This window comes from Streptomyces sp. NPDC001502, from assembly GCF_042894785.1.
Taxonomy (GTDB): Bacteria; Actinomycetota; Actinomycetes; order Streptomycetales; family Streptomycetaceae; genus Streptomyces; species Streptomyces kutzneri.
The window spans coordinates 483275-500934 of the sequence record NZ_JBIAVW010000004.1 but is presented as its reverse complement, the minus strand read 5'-3'; the positions used below and the strand labels follow the sequence as shown (position 1 = coordinate 500934).

Sequence of the window (17660 nt, the reverse complement as noted above, 5' to 3'; positions counted from 1 at the left end):
CGTATCTCCCAGTGATGTGACCCCGCCCCGTACGGGAACTCGTCAGAGCCCTGCGCTCCCCCGGGAAGCCGGGCCCGGGTGCTGGAGCGTGTCGCCGTACACGACAACTGCATTCAGGCTAGCAGGAGTTGCCGGAGGGGGAAATGGATACCGCCCCCGCTCCGGACTTGGGGGTGCCGGAGCGGGGGCGGGGTTCAGCAGGGCGGAAGTCAGCCCATGTGCGGGTACGCGTAGTCGGTCGGCGCGACCAGCGTCTCCTTGATGGAGCGGGTCGAGGTCCAGCGCTGCAGGTTGCTCGCCGCGCCCGCCTTGTCGTTCGTACCCGAGGCGCGGCCACCGCCGAAGGGCTGCTGGCCGACGACGGCGCCGGTGGACTTGTCGTTGATGTAGAAGTTGCCCGCCGCGAAGCGGAGCTTCTCCATCGCGTCCGCGGCCGCGTAGCGGTCACCGGCGATGATCGAGCCGGTCAGGGCGTACGCCGAGACGGACTCCATCTGCGCCAGCATCGCGTCGAAGTCGGCGTCCTCGTAGACGTGGATCGCCAGGATCGGGCCGAAGTACTCGGTCGTGAAGACCTCGTTCTCCGGGTCGGTGCACGCGATGACGGTCGGGCGGACGAAGTAGCCCTCCGAGTCGTCGTAGGTGCCGCCGGCGACGATCTCGCAGGTCGGGTCGGCGATGGCGCGGTCGATCGCGGCCTTGTTCTTCGCGAAGGAACGCTCGTCGATGACGGCGCCGATGAAGTTGGTCAGGTCGCGGACGTCACCCATGGTGATGCCGTCGACCTCGGCCGCGAAGGCCTCCTTGAAGCCGTCGTTCCAGATCGAGGCCGGGACGTAGGCGCGCGAGGACGCCGAGCACTTCTGGCCCTGGAACTCGAAGGAACCGCGGGTCAGGGCGGTCTTCAGGACGGCGCGGTCCGCGGACGGGTGCGCGACGACGAAGTCCTTGCCACCGGTCTCGCCGACCAGGCGCGGGTAGGACTTGTACTTCTCGATGTTGTTGCCGACCGTCTTCCACAGGTACTGGAAGGTCTTGGTCGAGCCGGTGAAGTGGATGCCGGCCAGCTCGGGGTGGTTCAGGGCCACCTCCGACACCGCGATGCCGTCGCCGGTCACCAGGTTGATGACGCCCTTGGGCAGGCCGGCCTCCTCCAGGATCTCCATGAGGAGGATCGCGGAGTGGGTCTGCGTCGGGGACGGCTTCCACAGGACCACGTTGCCCATGAGGGCGGGGGCGGTCGGCAGGTTGCCCGCGATGGCCGTGAAGTTGAACGGCGTGATCGCGTAGACGAAGCCTTCGAGCGGGCGGTGGTCGCTGCGGTTCCACACGCCGGCGGAGTTCGCGACCGGCTGCTCGGCCAGGATCTGGCGGGCGAAGTGGACGTTGAAGCGCCAGAAGTCGACGAGCTCGCACGGGGTGTCGATCTCGGCCTGCTGCGCGGTCTTCGACTGGCCCAGCATGGTGGAGGCGGCGAGCTTCTCGCGCCACGGGCCGGACAGCAGCTCGGCGGCGCGCAGGATGATCGCGGCGCGGTCGTCGAAGGACATCGAGCGCCAGGCCGGGGCGGCGGCGAGGGCGGCGTCGACGGCCTCCTGCGCGTCGGCCTCGGTGGCGTTGGCGTAGGTGCCGAGCACCGACTTGTGGTCGTGCGGCTGGACCACGTCGAAGCGCTCGCCGCCGCCCATCCGCTTGACGCCGTTGATCGTCATCGGAAGGTCGATCGGGTTCTCGGACAGCTGCTTGAGCTGCGCTTCGAGCCGCGTGCGCTCCGGGGTGCCCGGGGCGTACGAGTGGACCGGCTCGTTGACCGGCGCGGGGACCTGGGTCACAGCATCCATGGGGCTGGTAACTCCTTGAGCTAGTGGGGTGCCTAGTTCTTGGTGATCATCGAGCGGACGAAGAAGAGCAGGTTGGCCGGCTTCTCCGCGAGGCGGCGCATGAAGTAGCCGTACCAGTCCGTCCCGTACGCGGTGTAGACGCGCATCCGGTGGCCCTCGGCGGCGAGCCGCAGGTGCTCCTCGCTGCGGATGCCGTACAGCATCTGGAACTCGTACTCGTCCAGCTTGCGCCCGGCCTTGCGCGCGAGCTCCTGGCCGATGGCGATGAGGCGCGGGTCGTGGGACCCGATCATCGGGTAGCCCTCGCCGTCCATGAGGATCTTCAGGATCCGGACGTACGCCTTGTCGATCTCCGCCTTGTCCAGGTACGCGACCTCGGCGGGCTCCTTGTAGGCGCCCTTCACGATGCGGACGCGGCTGCCGGCGGCGGCCAGGCGGCGGGCGTCGGCCTCCGTGCGGAAGAGGTACGCCTGGATCACGCAGCCGGTCTGCGGGAAGTCCCGGCGCAGCTCCTCGTGGATGGCGAACATCGAGTCGAGGGTGGTGTGGTCCTCGGCGTCGAGCGTCACGGTGGTACCGATGGCGGCCGCGGCCTCGACGACCGGGCGGACGTTGGCGAGCGCCAGCTCGTGGCCGCCCTCCAGGGCCTGGCCGAACATCGACAGCTTGACGGACATCTCGGCCTTCTCGCCGAGACCGAGCTCCGCGAGGCGCTCGATGAGCTGGAGGTAGGCGTCCCGGGCGGCGTAGGACTGCTCGACCGCGGTGATGTCCTCGCCGACGACGTCGAGGGTGACCTCAAGGCCGCTGCGCGTGAGCTCCTCGACGATCGGGATGACCTGATCGACGGTCTCGCCGGGGATGAACCGATTCACCACGGGCTTGGTCACCGGGGCGGCGGAGACGATACGACGCATCTTGTCGCTGCGCGAAGCGGCGAGGATCACGGGACCCAGCACGGGGGCACCTCCAGCGGGTGGCAGAAGAAAAGCGCAAGTAAAACCACCGTGAAACCTAAGGATCGCTTTGATCCTCTGCCATCGACAGCTGTCACGCATCCGTGTCCCGGATCTCATACATCTGTCTGAAGGGTCCGTGCCGGGGTGGGAGAATGTCCGCGTGAAGGGCGATTACCAGGACCTGGTGGACGAGATCTCCGCGCTGCTCGGCGCCCCGGCGACGCTGGAGAACCGGGACTTCCGGCTGATCGCCTTCGGCGCCCACGACAGCGAGGACGATCTCGCGATGGACCCCGTACGGACCCGCTCGATCCTGACGCGGCAGTCGACGGCGGCGGTCCGGTCCTGGTTCGAGGGCTTCGGCATCGCCCGCGCCACCGGCCCGGTCCGGATCCCGGCGGCGCCCGACGCCGGGGTGTTCCGGGGGCGGATCTGCCTGCCAGTGCGGTACCGGGGCATCGTGCAGGGCTATGTATGGCTGCTGGACCAGGAGCCGGGCAAGCCCGGGCCCGGGCCGGCGGCGCTGGACGCGGCCATGGAGGTCGCCCAGCGCATCGGGGTGCTGCTCGCCGAGGAGGCGAAGGCCGGGGCCGACCTGTCGCGGGAGTTCCTGGCGGTGCTCACGGCCGGCCGGGGCTGGCAGCAGGACATGGCGGTGGCCGCACTGCGGGTCGCCCTCGGCCCGGGCGGGGACGGGCTGCACGCGGCGGTCTGCGTGGCGCCGTGGCCCGGGGAGGCTCCGGCGTCGGTACCGGGCGCGGCGGCGGTGTGCGTCGTACCGCGGCGGGGCGGGGGCGAGCCGGGCGGCGGCGCCGGGCCCGGTGCGGCAGCGGTGCCGGGCGCGGGGCCGGAGCCCGCGGGCGAACCGGCCCTGGCGGTACTGCTCCGGCTGCGCTCGACGGACGCGCTGGCTCCGGCCCTGGCGGTGGTGGCCCGGCTGCTGCCCCGCGCGGCGAAGGCGACGGGAACGGGCGGGAAGGGCGGCGCGGGCGGGAGCTCCGGGGCCACGAACACCGCTGCGGCCACCGCGCACCGGGTGACCGCCGGCGTCGCCGACCCCGTACGGGGCCTCGCGGACCTGCCCGCCGCCTGGGAGCAGGCCGTCGCCGCCGCCCGGGCGGCCGCGGCCCAACCCCGCTTCGGCCCGGTCGCCCAGTGGTCGGGGATCGGCCCGTACCGGCTGCTGACGACGCTCGCCGCCGATCCGGTGGACGACCCCGCGGCCCGCACCCTGCTGACCCCGGCCAACCGCGAACTCGCCCGCACCGCCGAGGTCTTCCTGGACTGCGCGGGCCAGGCGGGCCGCGCGGCGGCCGCCCTGGGCATCCACCGCCAGACCCTCTACTACCGCCTGGCCCGGGTGGAGCAGCTGACCGGCCTCGACCTGGACGAGGGCGAGGACCGCCTGCTGCTCCACATGGCCCTCAAGGCCTCCCGCCTCACCTAGGGCCTGTCTCTTCGCCTCTGTGACCCGCCGTCACATCGACGGTGGTCGCGGCCGGGGCGCCGTGAAGGGCGAACAGCAGGGCCGTACCGCCGCCGGGGGCCCGGCCCTCGCCCAGGGCCGGTTCGGCGGTGGGACGGGGGGCGCGCCCGGCGACGGCTCCGGCTCCGGTCAACCCTCCTGCGGGCGGGTCATCGCCTCGGCGGCCCGGCGCATGCCCTCGGTGAACTCCTCGGCGGTTGCGGCCGACTCCGGATCGAAGAGCCACTGGATCATCAGGCCGTTCAGCAGCGCCTGGTAGAAACCGCCCAGCGTGCGTACGTCCCGCTCGTCGAGCTCGTCCTCCGGGGTCCCGGTGAGCATCGAGATCAGCCCCCGGCGCCCCTCGGCCTGCGAGGCCGCGAGCATGGACCTCAACTCCGGCCGCTGGTCCCGGCCGAGCGCCACCTCCAGGCTGGCCGCCCAGATCGGGCCCGACTTCTCGTGCTGCGCCAACACCCCTTCCCACAGGGCGCGGAAGCGCTCCAGCGATCCGCCCTCGCCGTCGAGTCCGTCCTGGAACACCGCTCCCCACTCCTCCATCAGGCCGATGAAGGCCTGGGTGAGGAGGGCGTCCTTCGAGCCGTAGTGGTAGCCGATGGAGGCCAGGTTGGTCCCCGAGGCGCTGACGATGTCGCGCGCGGTCGTGCGCACGAACCCCTTCTCGACCAGGCACTTCTTGGCGCCTTCGAGCAGATCTTCGCGATGTCCCATGGCCACACCGTAGCAAGACAAGCGTCCCAGACAACAGTTCTAGACAACCGTCATAGACAAACGTTTAAGACGTATGTATATTCCTGCTCATGACGAACCCCTCCGCCACAGCGCGCCTCGCCGGCCGCCGCGAATGGACCGCCTTCACCGTCCTCCTGCTGCCGCTGCTCCTGGTCTCGATGGACGTCTCCGTCCTCTACTTCGCCATCCCGGCGATCACCGACCAGCTCGACCCGAGCGCCACCCAGCAGCTCTGGATCTTCGACAGCTACGCCTTCGCCCTCTCCGGCCTGCTCGTCACGATGGGCTCGCTCGGCGACCGGATCGGCCGCCGCAAGCTGCTGCTGATCGGCGCGACCGCCTTCGGCCTCGCCTCGATCGGCGCCGGCTACGCCACCAGCCCCGAGATGCTGATCGCGGCCCGCGTCCTGCTCGGCATCGGCGGCGCCACCCTGATGCCCTCCACGCTGGCCCTCGTCCGCAACCTCTTCCAGGACGCCAAGCAGCGCGGCAAGGCCATCGCCATCTGGTCCGGTGCCATGACCGGCGGAATCGCCCTCGGCTCGGTGCTCAGCGGAGTGATGCTGAACCACTTCTTCTGGGGTTCGGTCTTCCTCATCAACGTGCCCGCGATGCTGCTCCTGCTGATCCTGGTCCCGGCCCTGGTCCCGGAGTTCAAGGACCCGGCCCCCGGCCGCTTCGACCTGCTGGGCGTCCCGCTGTCCATGGCCGCCGTGCTGCCGGTCGTCTACGGCCTCAAGGAGATCGCCGCCGAGGGCTTTGAACCCCTCTACCTGGGCTGCCTCGCCGCCGGCCTGGCCTTCGGGTACGTCTTCGTCCGCCGCCGGCGCACCCGTGACGACGCCATGGTGAGCCGGGCGCTGTTCCTCCAGGGCCGCGGATTCGGCGCGGGCATCGGCCTGAACACCGTCGCCGCCTTCGCCATGATGGGCTCGGCCTACTTCACCACCCAGTACCTGCAGTCCGTGCTCGGCATGGGCCCCCTGGAAGCCGCCCTGTGGAGCCTCGCCCCCTCGCTCGTCATCGGCGCCGCGGCCCCGGTCGGCGCGGCCCTGGCCCAGAAGCTGGACCGGGCCTACGTGATCGCCGGCGGGTTCGTCCTCGCCGCCGCCGGGTTCGCCCTGATCGGCCTGGTCGGGACCGACTCCCTGTGGCTGCTGCTGATCGGCGCCGGGGTACTGGCCTCGGGCATCGTCACCGTGATGTCCCTGGTGTCCGACATGGCGCTGACCTCGGCCCCCGCCGAGAAGGCCGGTTCCGCCGCCTCCCTGCTGGAGACCGGCCAGGAGTTCGGCGGCGCCCTGGGCATGGCGGTCCTCGGCAGCCTGGGCACCGCGGTCTACCGCAGCGACCTGGCGGACTCCGAGCCCGCCGTACGGGAGACCCTGGGCGGGGCCGCCGCCACCGCCCACCACGTCGGCGGGGAGGCCGGGGAGCAGGTGCTGGCCCTGGCCCGGGAGGCCTTCGTCCACGGAATGCAGTACGCGGCCTGGGGCGGTACGGCGCTGCTGCTCGGGGCGGCCGTGCTCGCCGCGGCTCTGATGCGCGGGATCGAAGCACCCGCCCCGCCCGCGGCGGGTACCGAAGACCGCGCCCACGAGGCGACGTACCGCTGAACCGGCCGCCGCGGGACGCGGTCGGCGGAACGCAGTCGGCGGAACGCGGAAGGGCCCGGGGGTATCCCCCGGGCCCTTCCTTCACGCCGTCACCCTGGCGGGCTCAGGCGAGGCTGACCGTGCGCGCCGAGACGGCGCCGATCTCGGTGGCGATGTCCGCGAGGACGTCTCCCGGAACCGGGGCGTCGACGGTCAGGACGGCGAGCGCCTCACCGTGCTCCTCGGCCCGGGCGACCTGCATGCCCGCGATGTTCAGACCGCCCTCGCCGAGGACGCGGCCGACAGCGCCGACCACGCCGGGGCGGTCGGTGTAGCGCAGCACGACCATGTGGTCGGCGAGCGCCAGGTCCACGTCGTACTCGCCGATGCCGACGATCTTCTGAAGGTGCTTCGGGCCCGCGAGCGTGCCGGAGACCGAGACCTCCTGGCCGTCCGACAGGGTGCCGCGAACGGTCACCACGTTGCGGTGGTCCGGGGACTCCGAGCTGGTGGTCAGCCGGACCTCGACGCCGCGCTCCTGCGCGAACAGCGGGGCGTTGACGTAGGAGACCGTCTCGTCGACGACGTCCTCGAAGACACCCTTGAGGGCGGAGAGTTCCAGCACCTTGACGTCGTGCTGGGTGATCTCGCCGCAGACCTCGACGTCGAGGCGGACCGCGACCTCGCCCGCGAGGGCGGTGAAGATGCGGCCGAGCTTCTCGGCGAGCGGCAGGCCCGGACGGACGTCCTCGGCGATGACACCGCCCTGGACGTTGACCGCGTCCGGCACGAGCTCACCGGCGAGCGCGAGGCGCACCGACTTGGCGACCGACACACCGGCCTTCTCCTGGGCCTCGTCCGTGGACGCGCCGAGGTGCGGGGTGCAGACGACCTGGTCGAGCTCGAACAGCGGGGAGTCCGTGCAGGGCTCCTTCGCGTACACGTCGAGACCGGCGCCGGCGACGCGGCCCTCCTTGATGGCCGTGTACAGCGCGGCCTCGTCGACGATCCCGCCACGGGCGGCGTTGACGATGCGGACCGACGGCTTCACCTTGTGCAGGGCCTCGTCCCCGATGAGACCGAGGGTCTCGGGGGTCTTGGGCAGGTGCACGGTGATGAAGTCGGCGACCTCCAGGAGCTCGTCCAGCGTCAGCATCTTGACGCCCATCTGGGCGGCGCGCGCGGGCTGTACGTAGGGGTCGTACGCGACGATCTTCATGCCGAAGGCCGACATGCGCTGGGCGACCAGAACGCCGATGCGGCCGAGGCCGACGACGCCGAGGGTCTTCTCGCTGAGCTCGACACCCGTGTACTTGTTCCGCTTCCACTCGCCGTTCTTCAGGGCGGTGTTGGCCTGCGGAATGTTGCGGGCGGTGGCGACGAGGAGGCCGCAGGCGAGCTCGGCCGCGGTCACGATGTTCGAGGTCGGCGCGTTGACGACCATCACGCCGGCCTTGGTGGCGGCGGAGACGTCCACGTTGTCCAGACCGACACCGGCGCGCGCGACGACCCGCAGCTTCTTGGCCACGGCGATGGCCTCGGCGTCGACCTTGGTGGCGGAGCGGACGAGGATCGCGTCGACGTCGACGATCGCGGGCAGCAGCTCGGCGCGGTCCGCGCCGTTGCAGTGCCGGATGTCGAAGTCCGGGCCCAGCGCCTCGACGGTGGCGGGCGACAGCTCTTCGGCGATGAGTACGACAGGTTTCGAGCTCACGTGGGTCCTCACAAGTCCAGTGCGGACGGCCGTCCCGACGGCCGCAGGCGGTGGAGGGGGTAGCCGCGTGGAAGACGCACGACACTGTGGGCCTGACGCGTATGTGTTGAGCAGTGTAGTGGCGCTGAGGGGCCGGATTTCCGCCTGTACGGAAGGATCACCCATCCGTGGTTGGCCGGGGTGGACAAGCCGCGCCCGTGAGAGCCGTTTCCCCGGCACCCTAAATCCCCTGCACCCCGTCCGTCCGGACGGCCGGGGTCCTGCGCGGATGCACGGCGGGGCCGGGACTTCACGTGTCCCGGCCCCGCCGCCACGAGATCAGCTCTCGTCGCTGTCGACCCAGCTCATCAGCTTGCGCAGCTTCTTGCCGGTGGTCTCCAGCAGGTGCTCCTCGTCGGCCTTCTTGTACTCGTTGTACTTCGGCAGACCGGCCTTGTACTCGGCCATCCAGGTGTTGGCGAACTCGCCGCTCTGGATCTCCGCGAGGACCTGCTTCATCTCGGCCTTGGTGGCGTCGGTGATGATGCGGGGGCCGGTGATGTAGTCGCCCCACTCGGCGGTCTCGGAGACCGACCAGCGCATCTTCTCCAGGCCGCCCTCGTACATGAGGTCCACGATGAGCTTCAGCTCGTGCAGGCACTCGAAGTACGCGATCTCCGGCTGGTAGCCGGCCTCGGTCAGGGTCTCGAAACCGGCCTTGACCAGGGCGGAGGCGCCACCGCAGAGGACGGCCTGCTCACCGAACAGGTCGGTCTCGGTCTCCTCGGTGAAGGTGGTCTTGATGACGCCGGCGCGGGTGCCGCCGATGCCGGCCGCGTACGAGAGCGCGAGCGCGAAGGCGGAACCGGTGGAGTCCTGCTCGACGGCGGCGATGCACGGAACGCCGCGGCCCTCCTCGTACTGACGGCGGACCAGGTGGCCCGGGCCCTTGGGGGCGACGAGGGCGACGTCCACGTTGGCCGGGGGCTTGATGAAGCCGTAGCGGACGTTGAAGCCGTGGCCGAAGAAGAGCGCGTCGCCCTCCTGGAGGTGCTCCTTGATGGACTCCTCGTAGATCTCGGCCTGCAGCGGGTCCGGGGTGAGGATCATGATGACGTTCGCCCAGGCGGCGGCCTCGGCCACGGGGACGACCTTCAGACCCTGCTCCTCGGCCTTGGCCTTGGACTTCGAGCCCTCCTTCAGACCGACGACGACGTCGACGCCGGAGTCACGGAGCGACAGCGCGTGGGCGTGGCCCTGGCTGCCGTAACCGATGACCGCGACCTTGCGGCCCTGGATGATGGACAGGTCGGCGTCGTTCTCGTAGAACAGCTCGGCCACTGGGATATCTCCTTGGTGCGCTGGTGTTGCTCCCACCGTACGGCGGGGAACGGAATCTGAGTTTCTCGGTCTCGCCATGCGAGCTGAGCGTGTCTGAAGCGGCTTGGGTGTCCGCTGCGCCGGGCGGGTCAGGCGCTGCGGTCGAGCGCGCGCAGACTGCGGTCCGTGATGGACCGTCCGCCACGCCCTATGGCGATCGTGCCGGACTGCACGAGCTCCTTGATACCGAAGGGTTCCAGCATCTTGAGCATCGCGCCGAGCTTGTCGGAACCGCCGGTGGCCTCGATGGTGACGGCCTCCGGGGAGACGTCGACCGTCTTGGCGCGGAACAGCTGGACGATCTCGACGATCTGCGAACGGGTCTCGTTGTCGGCGCGGACCTTCACCAGGACGAGTTCACGCTCGATGGCGTTGTGGGACTCCAGCTCGACGATCTTGAGCACGTTGACCAGCTTGTTCAGCTGCTTGGTCACCTGCTCCAGCGGGAGGTCCTCGACGTTCACGACGATGGTGATGCGGGAGATGTCGGGGTGTTCGGTGACACCGACCGCGAGGGAGTCGATGTTGAACCCGCGGCGGGAGAACAGGGCGGCGATCCGGGCGAGGATGCCGGGCGTGTTCTCGACCAGGACGGAGAGCGTGTGCTTGGACATGTGGGGCGTTCTCTCTCTCGGCTCTCTCGGCTCAGTCGTCTTCGTTGTCGCCGAAGTCGGGACGGACGCCCCGGGCTGCCATGACCTCGTCGTTGGAGGTGCCGGCGGCGACCATCGGCCACACCATGGCGTCCTCGTGGACGATGAAGTCGATCACGACGGTACGGTCGTTGATCGCGTTGGCCTCGGCGATGACCTTGTCCAGGTCGGCCGGGTCCTCGCAGCGCAGCGCCACGCAGCCCATGGCCTCCGACAGCTTGACGAAGTCCGGGACGCGGGTGCCCTTGCGGGGGGCGATGGACTCGCCGAGCTGGGAACCGACGGTGTCGTGGCCGGTCTCGTCGGCGTGCAGGACGGTGTTGGAGTACCGCTGGTTGTAGAACAGGGTCTGCCACTGGCGGACCATGCCCAGCGCGCCGTTGTTGATGATCGCGACCTTGATCGGGATGTTGTTCAGGGCGCAGGTGACCAGTTCCTGATTGGTCATCTGGAAGCAGCCGTCGCCGTCGATCGCCCAGACCGTGCGCTCGGGCATGCCGACCTTGGCGCCCATCGCGGCCGGGACCGCGTAGCCCATGGTTCCGGCGCCGCCGGAGTTCAGCCAGGTGCGGGGCTCCTCGTACTTGACGAAGTGCGAGGCCCACATCTGGTGCTGGCCGACGCCGGCCGCGAAGATCGTGCTCTTCGGTGCGAGCGCGCCGATCCGCTCGATGACCTGCTGCGGGGAGAGGCTGCCGTCGGCGGGCAGGTCGTAGCCCAGCGGGTAGGTGTCACGCCAGCGGCTGAGGTCGTTCCACCAGGCGGTGTAGTCGCCCGCGTTGCCCTCGGTGTGCTCGGCCTGGACGGCCTGGATCAGGTCGGCGATGACCTCGCGGGCGTCACCGACGATCGGGACGTCGACCGCGCGGTTCTTGCCGATCTCGGCCGGGTCGATGTCCGCGTGGATGATCTTGGCGAAGGGGGCGAAGCTGTCGAGCTTGCCGGTGACGCGGTCGTCGAAGCGGGTGCCGAGGGCGATCAGCAGGTCCGACTTCTGCAGCGCGGTGACGCCGGTGACCGAGCCGTGCATGCCCGGCATGCCGACGTGCAGCGGGTGGCTGTCGGGGAAGGAGCCCAGCGCCATCAGGGTGGTGCAGACCGGGACCCCGGTCAGCTCGGCGAGGACCTTCAGCTCAGCGGTCGCGCCGGACTTCATGACGCCGCCGCCGACGTACAGGACCGGGCGCTTGGCCTGGCAGATGAGCTTGGCGGCCTCGCGGATCTGCTTGGCGTGCGGCTTGGTGACCGGCCGGTAACCGGGGAGGTCCTGGGCGGGCGGCCACGAGAAGGTGGTCTTCGCCTGCAGGGCGTCCTTGGCGATGTCGACCAGGACCGGGCCGGGGCGGCCGGTGGAGGCGATGTGGAAGGCCTCGGCGATCGTCCGCGGGATGTCCTCGGCCTTGGTGACCAGGAAGTTGTGCTTGGTGATCGGCATCGTGATGCCGACGATGTCCGCCTCCTGGAAGGCGTCGGTGCCGATGGCCTTGGAGGAGACCTGACCGGTGATCGCGACAAGCGGGACGGAGTCCATGTGCGCGTCGGCGATCGGGGTGACGAGGTTGGTGGCGCCCGGGCCGGACGTGGCCATACAGACGCCGACCTTGCCGGTGGCCTGGGCGTAGCCGGTGGCGGCGTGGCCGGCCCCCTGCTCGTGGCGGACCAGGATGTGACGGACCTTCTTCGAGTCCATCATCGGGTCGTACGCGGGGAGGATGGCGCCGCCCGGAATACCGAAGACGGTGTCGCACCCCACCTCTTCGAGAGAGCGGATGAGGGACTGCGCACCCGTGACGTGCTCAACTGCGGCGGACTGCTGTCCGCCGGAACGGGGCCGCGGCTGCGGATGGTGGGCCCCGGTGGCCTGCTCGGTCATCGGCATTCTCTTCTCGAAGCTGAGGGTTTTACGCGGATTCGACTCTGTGCCAGTGCAACAAAAAACCCCTCGTGCCAGGAGGCAAGCGAGGGGAGCGCGTCGGGGGTGTTGAGCGGGGACATGCAGGTCCCAGCTTCAGCCGACGCGCTTTCCAAGTACGAGAATTCGGGTGCGCATGGCACTGACCCTCCCTCCGGCGGGAGGGTGATGTCAAGTAGGTGGGACGGGCGTCTCATTATGTGAGCCTCTACGGATGGCCATCGAGCCCCCGGGGGAACCGCCGGCCAGTGCTGGTTGGGCCGCTCCGCCCGGTACTGGGAACGTACCGCGCACCAGCGCACGGCGCAGCCTGTACTCGTCGAGCGGGCCGGAAAAGGCCATTCCCTGGCCGTGCGTGCACCCCATCGCGCGCAGCGCCAGGACCTGCTCGGGCAGGTCGACCCCGTCCGCCACCGACCGCATGCCCAGGTCGTTTGCGATCCGCAAGAGACCAGCGGTGATCTTGTGCAGCCGGGCGGACTCGACCACTCCCTCCACCAGGCCGCGGTCCAGCTTGAGCATGTCCACGGGGAGGCGACGCAGGGCGCTGATGGCCGCGTAGCCGCTGCCGAAGCCGTCCAGGGAGATACCCACCCCGAGCCGGTGCAAGGCGGTCAGGCGGCGCTCCAGGTCGTCGAAAGGCACTCTGGGGTCGGATACGGCGAGCTCCAGCACCAGGGCCCCGGACGGCAGCCCGTGCCGGGTCAGCAGGGCCTCCACGGAGCCGAGCGGCATGGACCGGTCCAGGAGCCGCTGGGCGGTCATCCGCACGGCCACGGGTACGTCGTGCCCGGCCCGGTGCCGGTCGGCGGCCTGCTCCACGGCCTCCTCCAGCAGCCATCGGCCCAGCTCGGCGGTGCGCGAGGCGTCGTGCCCGGCGGCGCCCTGGCCACCGGCACCACCGGCACCACCGGCACCGCCCTCGCTGTACTCGGCGACCCGGAGGAACTCCGCCGGGGTGAAGAGGATCCCCTGGGCGGAGCGCCAGCGGGCCTGCGCGGCGACGGCCGACACCTCACCGGTGGCCAGCGAGACCACGGGCTGGTGCAGCAGGGCGAACTCGCCCTCGTGCAGCGCCGTCCGCAGCCGGCCGGCCAGCTCGGCCTTGCGTACGACTTCGGCCTGCATCTGGGGGGCGTACATCTCGACGCGGTCCTTGCCGCCGGCCTTGGCCCGGTACATCGCGAGATCCGCGTTGCGCATCAGGTCCGAAGGGGTGATGCCGGGGTCGGCGAAGGCCGCCCCGATGCTCGCGGCGACCCGGACCTCGCTGCCGCCGATCCGGTACGGCTGGGAGAGGGTGGTGCGCAGCCGGTCGGCGATCTCGCGCACCTGGTACTCGCGGGCGCCGGGGTCGCGGTTGCCGTCGCCCACGATCAGCGCGGCGAACTCGTCGCCGCCGAGGCGGGCCGCGGTGTCCCCGGCCCGGACCGAGTCCTGGAGCCTGCGCGCGGCTTCGACGAGCAGTTCGTCGCCGGCCTGGTGGCCGATGGTGTCGTTGACCGCCTTGAAGCCGTCGAGGTCGATGAAGAGCACGGCGGTGCTGTGGTCGCCCGCGCGCCGGCCGGTCAGGGCCTGGCGCACACGCCGGGTGAACAGGGCCCGGTTGGGCAGGTCGGTCAGCGGATCGTGTTCGGCGCTGTGCTGGAGCTGAGCCTGGAGCCGGACCCGCTCGGTGACGTCCCGGCTGTTGAGGATGAGCCCGCCCTGGTGGCGGTTGACGGTGGACTCCACGTTGAGCCACTCGCCACCGCCCGATTTGAAGCGGCACTCGATGCGGGTGGTGGGCTCCTCGGTCGGCGGTGCGGCGAGGAAGCGGCGCACCTCGTGGACCACCCGGCCGAGGTCGTCGGGGTGGATCAGGGTGGCGAGCTCGGTGCCGACCAGCTCCTCCGCCTCACGGCCGTAGACCCCGGCGGCCGCGGGGCTGACGTAGCGCAGGGTTCCGGTGGGAGCGGCGATCATGATGACGTCGCTGGAGCCCTGGACCAGGGAGCGGAAGTGGTTCTCCTTCTGGGCCAGTTCCTGGGTCAGCGCGATGTTGTCGAGGAGCATGATGCCCTGCCGGATGACGAGGGCGAGCACGACCGTGCAGCCGGTGAAGACGACCATCCGGTCCACCTTCCGGCCGTCCACGACGTTGTACAGGATGCCGAGGGTGCACACGGCGGCCGCGAGGTACGGGGTGAGGGCGGGCAGCGAGCCGGTGATCGGTCGGCTGTGCGCCCGGTCCGCGCGCGGGCGCCCGGCCGGCTCCGGGCCCGGGTGGAGGCGCCGGGCGCCCCAGGGCGCGTACGCGAGGAGCAGCGAGCCCGCGAACCAGCCGGCGTCGAGCAGCTGTCCGGACTGGTACTCGGCGCTCAGCAGGGGCGAGGTGAACAGGGCGTCGCTGAGCACGGTCAGCGCCAGCGCCGCGATGGCGGTGTTGACGGCGGAGCGGTTGGTCTCGCTGCGCCGGAAGTGCAGGACCAGGACCATCGAGACGAGCGCGATGTCCAGGAGCGGGTAGGCGAGGGAGAGCGCGGCGCGCGGGACGCTGCCGGGGGCGCCGGACTGGGCGGTCCGCGCCGCGTGGGCCAGGGCCAGGCTCCAGGAGAGCGTGAGCAGGGAGCCGCCGATGAGCCAGGAGTCGAGTCCGAGGCACACCCAGCCGGCGCGGGTGACCGGGCGTTTGGCGAGGACGAGCAGGCCCACGATGGCGGGCGGGGCGAAGCAGAGGAAGGCGAAGTCGGCGAGTGAGGGTTTCGGCACTTCCTCGCCCAGGATCACCTCGTACCAGCCCCAGACCGCGTTGCCGCCGGCACCCATGAGGGAGGAGAAGGCGAAGAGCAGCCAGGCGGGGCGTTCGCGGCTGTCGATCGCCCTCGCGTAGGAGTAGCAGGAGACCGCGGCGAGTAAGCCGGCCGCGCTGAGCCCGAAGTCGCCCATGATCTCGGCGACTTCCTCCGAGCCCCAGTTGAGGGCGGCGCCGACGGCGTACCCGCCGCTGACCACCGCGAGGAGCAGCTGCATCGCCAGGCCCTTGCCTCCGCCCGAGACGGACGGCCGGTTCAGGAGCGCCGCCCCCGGGGTACTCACCGGTCCCCCTCGCCGGCTGGTTCCGGTGCAGCCCAGTCTCGGCAGCGTCGCCTCCGGCGGCTGTGCCGCGTCGGATCCTTCGTCCATTGGCCGTACATCGCCCGTCGCCCCCCAAAGTGTCCGATCACTCCCCAGCGCCAGACGTTCGTGGCGCAGCCCCTTCTTCCGGACGATACACCACTTTCGTCACTCAGGGACATAGTCTCTCTACTCTCCGTTACCGATCGGGGAGTTGTGCCCACCCAGCGCATTCGAGTGACTGCGGAGCGTATGCATCACGCGTCACTCGGTGATCAACACCGTGTGCTCCACCGGCTCACCGGCGGCGAACCGGGTGAGCTGGCGGGCCAGCAGGCGCTTGGCCCTCGGCTCGAACGCCGAGCTGCTGCCGCCCACATGAGGTGTGATCAGGACATTCGGAGCATGCCAGAGCGGGTGGCCCGCGGGCAGCGGTTCCGGGTCGGTGACGTCGAGTGCCGCGCGCAGCCGGCCCGACTCCACCTCCGCCAGCAGGGACTTGGTGTCGACGACGGGACCGCGCGCCACGTTCACCAGCAGGGCGCCGTCCTTCATCCGGCTGAGGAAGTCGGCGCCGACCAGCCCCCGGGTGGCGTCGGTCAGCGGCGTCACGAGGATCACCACGTCGGCCCGGGGCAGCAGCCCGGGCAGGTCGGTCAGGGTGTTTACGGGCCCGCGTCCGGTGGTCCGCGCCGTACGCGCCACCCGTGCGACAGGGCCGCACTCGAAGGCCACGAGCCGGTCCTCGATGGCGGAGCCGATCGATCCGTAGCCGATGATCAGAACCGACTTGTCGGCGAGGGCGTCGTAGAACCCGGAACGCCACTCCTCGCGGTCCTGTCCGCGGACCATGCCGGGGATGCCGCGCAGGGAGGCGAGGGTCAGCGCGAGGGCGAGTTCGGCGGTGCTGGCCGTGTGGACCCCGACGGCGTTGCACAGCCGTACGCCGGGGCGCAGGTCGCCGAGGCGGCCCCGCACGTCGTCGATGCCGGCGGTCAGGGTCTGGACGACCTGGACCGCGGGCATCGCCGCCAGCGGGCGCACGATGACCTCGGGGGACTTCATGTAGGGCGTCACGTAGAAGACGCAGTCGGCCGGATCGGCCGGGAACGCGTCCTCGCCGTCCCAGAGGCGGTACCGGAAGGAGTCGGGGAGGCCCTCGATCTCCTCGGCGGGGAACGGGAGCCAGACATCCGGGGTCATTGCAGTCATGATCACGAGGCTATGCCAAGGCATCCGGATCAAGCCGTTACTTTGAGGGCCGGAGCCGGAGGGGGACGCAGGGGTGGAGCGCAGGTCGATCGGGGCGGGGGCGCTGACGGTGGGCGCCGTCGGCCTCGGCTGTATGCCGATGAGCTGGGCGTACGCGCCTTCGCGGCGGCGGGGGCAGGAGTCGCTGGCCGCCGTACACACCGCGCTGGACCTGGGGTCGAACCTGCTGGACACGGCCGACGTGTACGGGCCGTTCACCAATGAGCTGCTGCTCGGACGGGTGCTGCGGGAGCGGCGGTCCGAGGCGTTCGTCTCGGCCAAGGTGGGACTGCGGGCGGGTGACCAGCACGTGGTCGCCGACGGGCGGCCCGGCTACCTGCGGCGGGCCTGCGACGCCTCGCTGCGGCGGCTGCGGACCGATGTCATAGACCTCTACCAGCTGCACCGGGTGGATCCGGACGTGCCCGTGGAGGAGACCTGGGGGGCCATGGCCGAGCTGGTGGGCGCGGGCAAGGTGCGGGCGCTCGGGTACTGCGCGCTGGGCGCCGGGGCCGGTCCCGGGGCCGGGCGGAGCGGGGACCGGGCGTACCGGACGACCTTGCGGCACCTGGAGCGGCTGCAGCAGGTGTTCCCGGTGAGCGCGGTGCAGGCGGAGCTGTCGGTGTGGTCGCCGCAGGCGGCGTGGCAGCTGCTGCCGTGGTGCGCGGCGCGCGGAGTGGGGTTCCTGGCGGCGATGCCGCTGGGCAGCGGGTTCCTCACGGGGACCCTCACGCCGGGCGAGGGGTTCGAGCCGCAGGACGTGCGGGCCCGGCATCCGCGGTTCACGGCGGAGGCGATGGCGTCGAACCAGGTGCTGCTGGCGGGGCTGCGGCAGGTGGCCCGGCGGCACGGCCCCGGGGTCACGGTCGCACAGGTGGCCCTGGCGTGGGTGCTGGCGCAGGGGCCGCAGGTGGTGCCGGTGCCGGGGGCCGACCGGGCGCCGTGGGCGGCGGAGAACGCGCGGGCGGCGGAGGTCCGGCTCTCGGCCGGGGACCTGACCGAGATCGCGGCCCTTCCGGTCGAGGTGGGAGCCTGGGACTGATCCGGCACCGGCGCGGGGCG

12 protein-coding genes are annotated in these 17660 nt (G+C 70.9%); 3 read left to right on the top strand and 9 right to left on the bottom strand.

Annotation, left to right across the window (positions count from 1 at the left end; all coding sequences use genetic code 11):
• Positions 1-209 precede the first annotated feature (209 nt).
• Positions 210-1841, bottom strand: a complete 1632-nt coding sequence (pruA, locus tag ACFY0D_RS09470) for an L-glutamate gamma-semialdehyde dehydrogenase (RefSeq protein ID WP_390797736.1) — start codon at positions 1839-1841, stop codon at positions 210-212.
• Positions 1842-1873: 32 nt separating this feature from the next.
• Positions 1874-2800: a proline dehydrogenase family protein gene (locus tag ACFY0D_RS09465; RefSeq protein WP_382545301.1), complete on the bottom strand. Its 927-nt coding sequence runs from the start codon at positions 2798-2800 to the stop codon at positions 1874-1876.
• A gap of 160 nt (positions 2801-2960) precedes the next feature.
• Between ACFY0D_RS09465 and ACFY0D_RS09460 the strand changes: the two genes are divergently transcribed.
• The gene (locus tag ACFY0D_RS09460; protein WP_390797735.1) at positions 2961-4247 is read left to right on the top strand and encodes a PucR family transcriptional regulator; all 1287 of its coding nucleotides are present in this window, start codon (positions 2961-2963) and stop codon (positions 4245-4247) included.
• 168 nt (positions 4248-4415) lie between these two features.
• Here ACFY0D_RS09460 and ACFY0D_RS09455 read toward each other — a convergent pair whose 3' ends face one another.
• Positions 4416-4997 carry a TetR/AcrR family transcriptional regulator gene (locus ACFY0D_RS09455; RefSeq protein ID WP_390797734.1) on the bottom strand — a complete coding sequence of 194 codons (582 nt, stop codon included), beginning with the start codon at positions 4995-4997 and terminating at the stop codon, positions 4416-4418.
• 89 nt (positions 4998-5086) lie between these two features.
• Between ACFY0D_RS09455 and ACFY0D_RS09450 the strand changes: the two genes are divergently transcribed.
• Positions 5087-6634 (top strand): MFS transporter, encoded by a 1548-nt coding sequence (locus ACFY0D_RS09450; RefSeq protein WP_390797733.1) that lies wholly within the window; start codon positions 5087-5089, stop codon positions 6632-6634.
• Positions 6635-6737: 103 nt separating this feature from the next.
• Here the strand turns inward: ACFY0D_RS09450 and serA are convergent, their stop codons facing one another.
• The 6 genes from serA to ACFY0D_RS09420 all read right to left on the bottom strand — a co-directional run bounded on the left by serA (position 6738) and on the right by ACFY0D_RS09420 (position 16559).
• Positions 6738-8327, bottom strand: coding sequence for a phosphoglycerate dehydrogenase (serA, locus tag ACFY0D_RS09445; protein ID WP_390797732.1), 1590 nt, complete (start codon positions 8325-8327; stop codon positions 6738-6740).
• Between the two features lie 318 nt (positions 8328-8645).
• Complete coding sequence (ilvC, locus tag ACFY0D_RS09440) at positions 8646-9647, bottom strand: ketol-acid reductoisomerase (RefSeq protein WP_390797731.1); 1002 nt, start codon at positions 9645-9647, stop codon at positions 8646-8648.
• A 128-nt stretch (positions 9648-9775) separates the two neighbouring features.
• Positions 9776-10300, bottom strand: a complete 525-nt coding sequence (ilvN, locus tag ACFY0D_RS09435) for an acetolactate synthase small subunit (RefSeq protein WP_030010002.1) — start codon at positions 10298-10300, stop codon at positions 9776-9778.
• A 31-nt stretch (positions 10301-10331) separates the two neighbouring features.
• Positions 10332-12218 carry an acetolactate synthase large subunit gene (locus ACFY0D_RS09430; RefSeq protein ID WP_390797730.1) on the bottom strand — a complete coding sequence of 629 codons (1887 nt, stop codon included), beginning with the start codon at positions 12216-12218 and terminating at the stop codon, positions 10332-10334.
• 204 nt (positions 12219-12422) lie between these two features.
• Entirely contained in the window at positions 12423-15329 is a 2907-nt protein-coding gene (locus tag ACFY0D_RS09425) for an EAL domain-containing protein (protein ID WP_390797729.1), read from the bottom strand.
• Positions 15330-15611: 282 nt separating this feature from the next.
• Positions 15612-16559 carry a 2-hydroxyacid dehydrogenase gene (locus ACFY0D_RS09420; RefSeq protein ID WP_390797728.1) on the bottom strand — a complete coding sequence of 316 codons (948 nt, stop codon included), beginning with the start codon at positions 16557-16559 and terminating at the stop codon, positions 15612-15614.
• Positions 16560-16632: 73 nt separating this feature from the next.
• Between ACFY0D_RS09420 and ACFY0D_RS09415 the strand changes: the two genes are divergently transcribed.
• Positions 16633-17640: an aldo/keto reductase gene (locus tag ACFY0D_RS09415; RefSeq protein ID WP_390797727.1), complete on the top strand. Its 1008-nt coding sequence runs from the start codon at positions 16633-16635 to the stop codon at positions 17638-17640.
• The last annotated feature ends 20 nt before the right edge of the window (positions 17641-17660 follow it).

Bases quoted from the DNA above. Each gene is read 5' to 3' on its own strand.
- ACFY0D_RS09450 (WP_390797733.1), top strand. From the start codon at position 5,087: ATGACGAACCCCTCCGCCACAGCGCGCCTCGCCGGCCGCCGCGAATGG.
- ilvN (WP_030010002.1), bottom strand. From the start codon at position 10,300: ATGTCCAAGCACACGCTCTCCGTCCTGGTCGAGAACACGCCCGGCATC.
- ACFY0D_RS09455 (WP_390797734.1), bottom strand. From the start codon at position 4,997: ATGGGACATCGCGAAGATCTGCTCGAAGGCGCCAAGAAGTGCCTGGTC.
- pruA (WP_390797736.1), bottom strand. From the start codon at position 1,841: ATGGATGCTGTGACCCAGGTCCCCGCGCCGGTCAACGAGCCGGTCCAC.
- ACFY0D_RS09430 (WP_390797730.1), bottom strand. From the start codon at position 12,218: ATGCCGATGACCGAGCAGGCCACCGGGGCCCACCATCCGCAGCCGCGG.
- ACFY0D_RS09420 (WP_390797728.1), bottom strand. From the start codon at position 16,559: ATGACTGCAATGACCCCGGATGTCTGGCTCCCGTTCCCCGCCGAGGAG.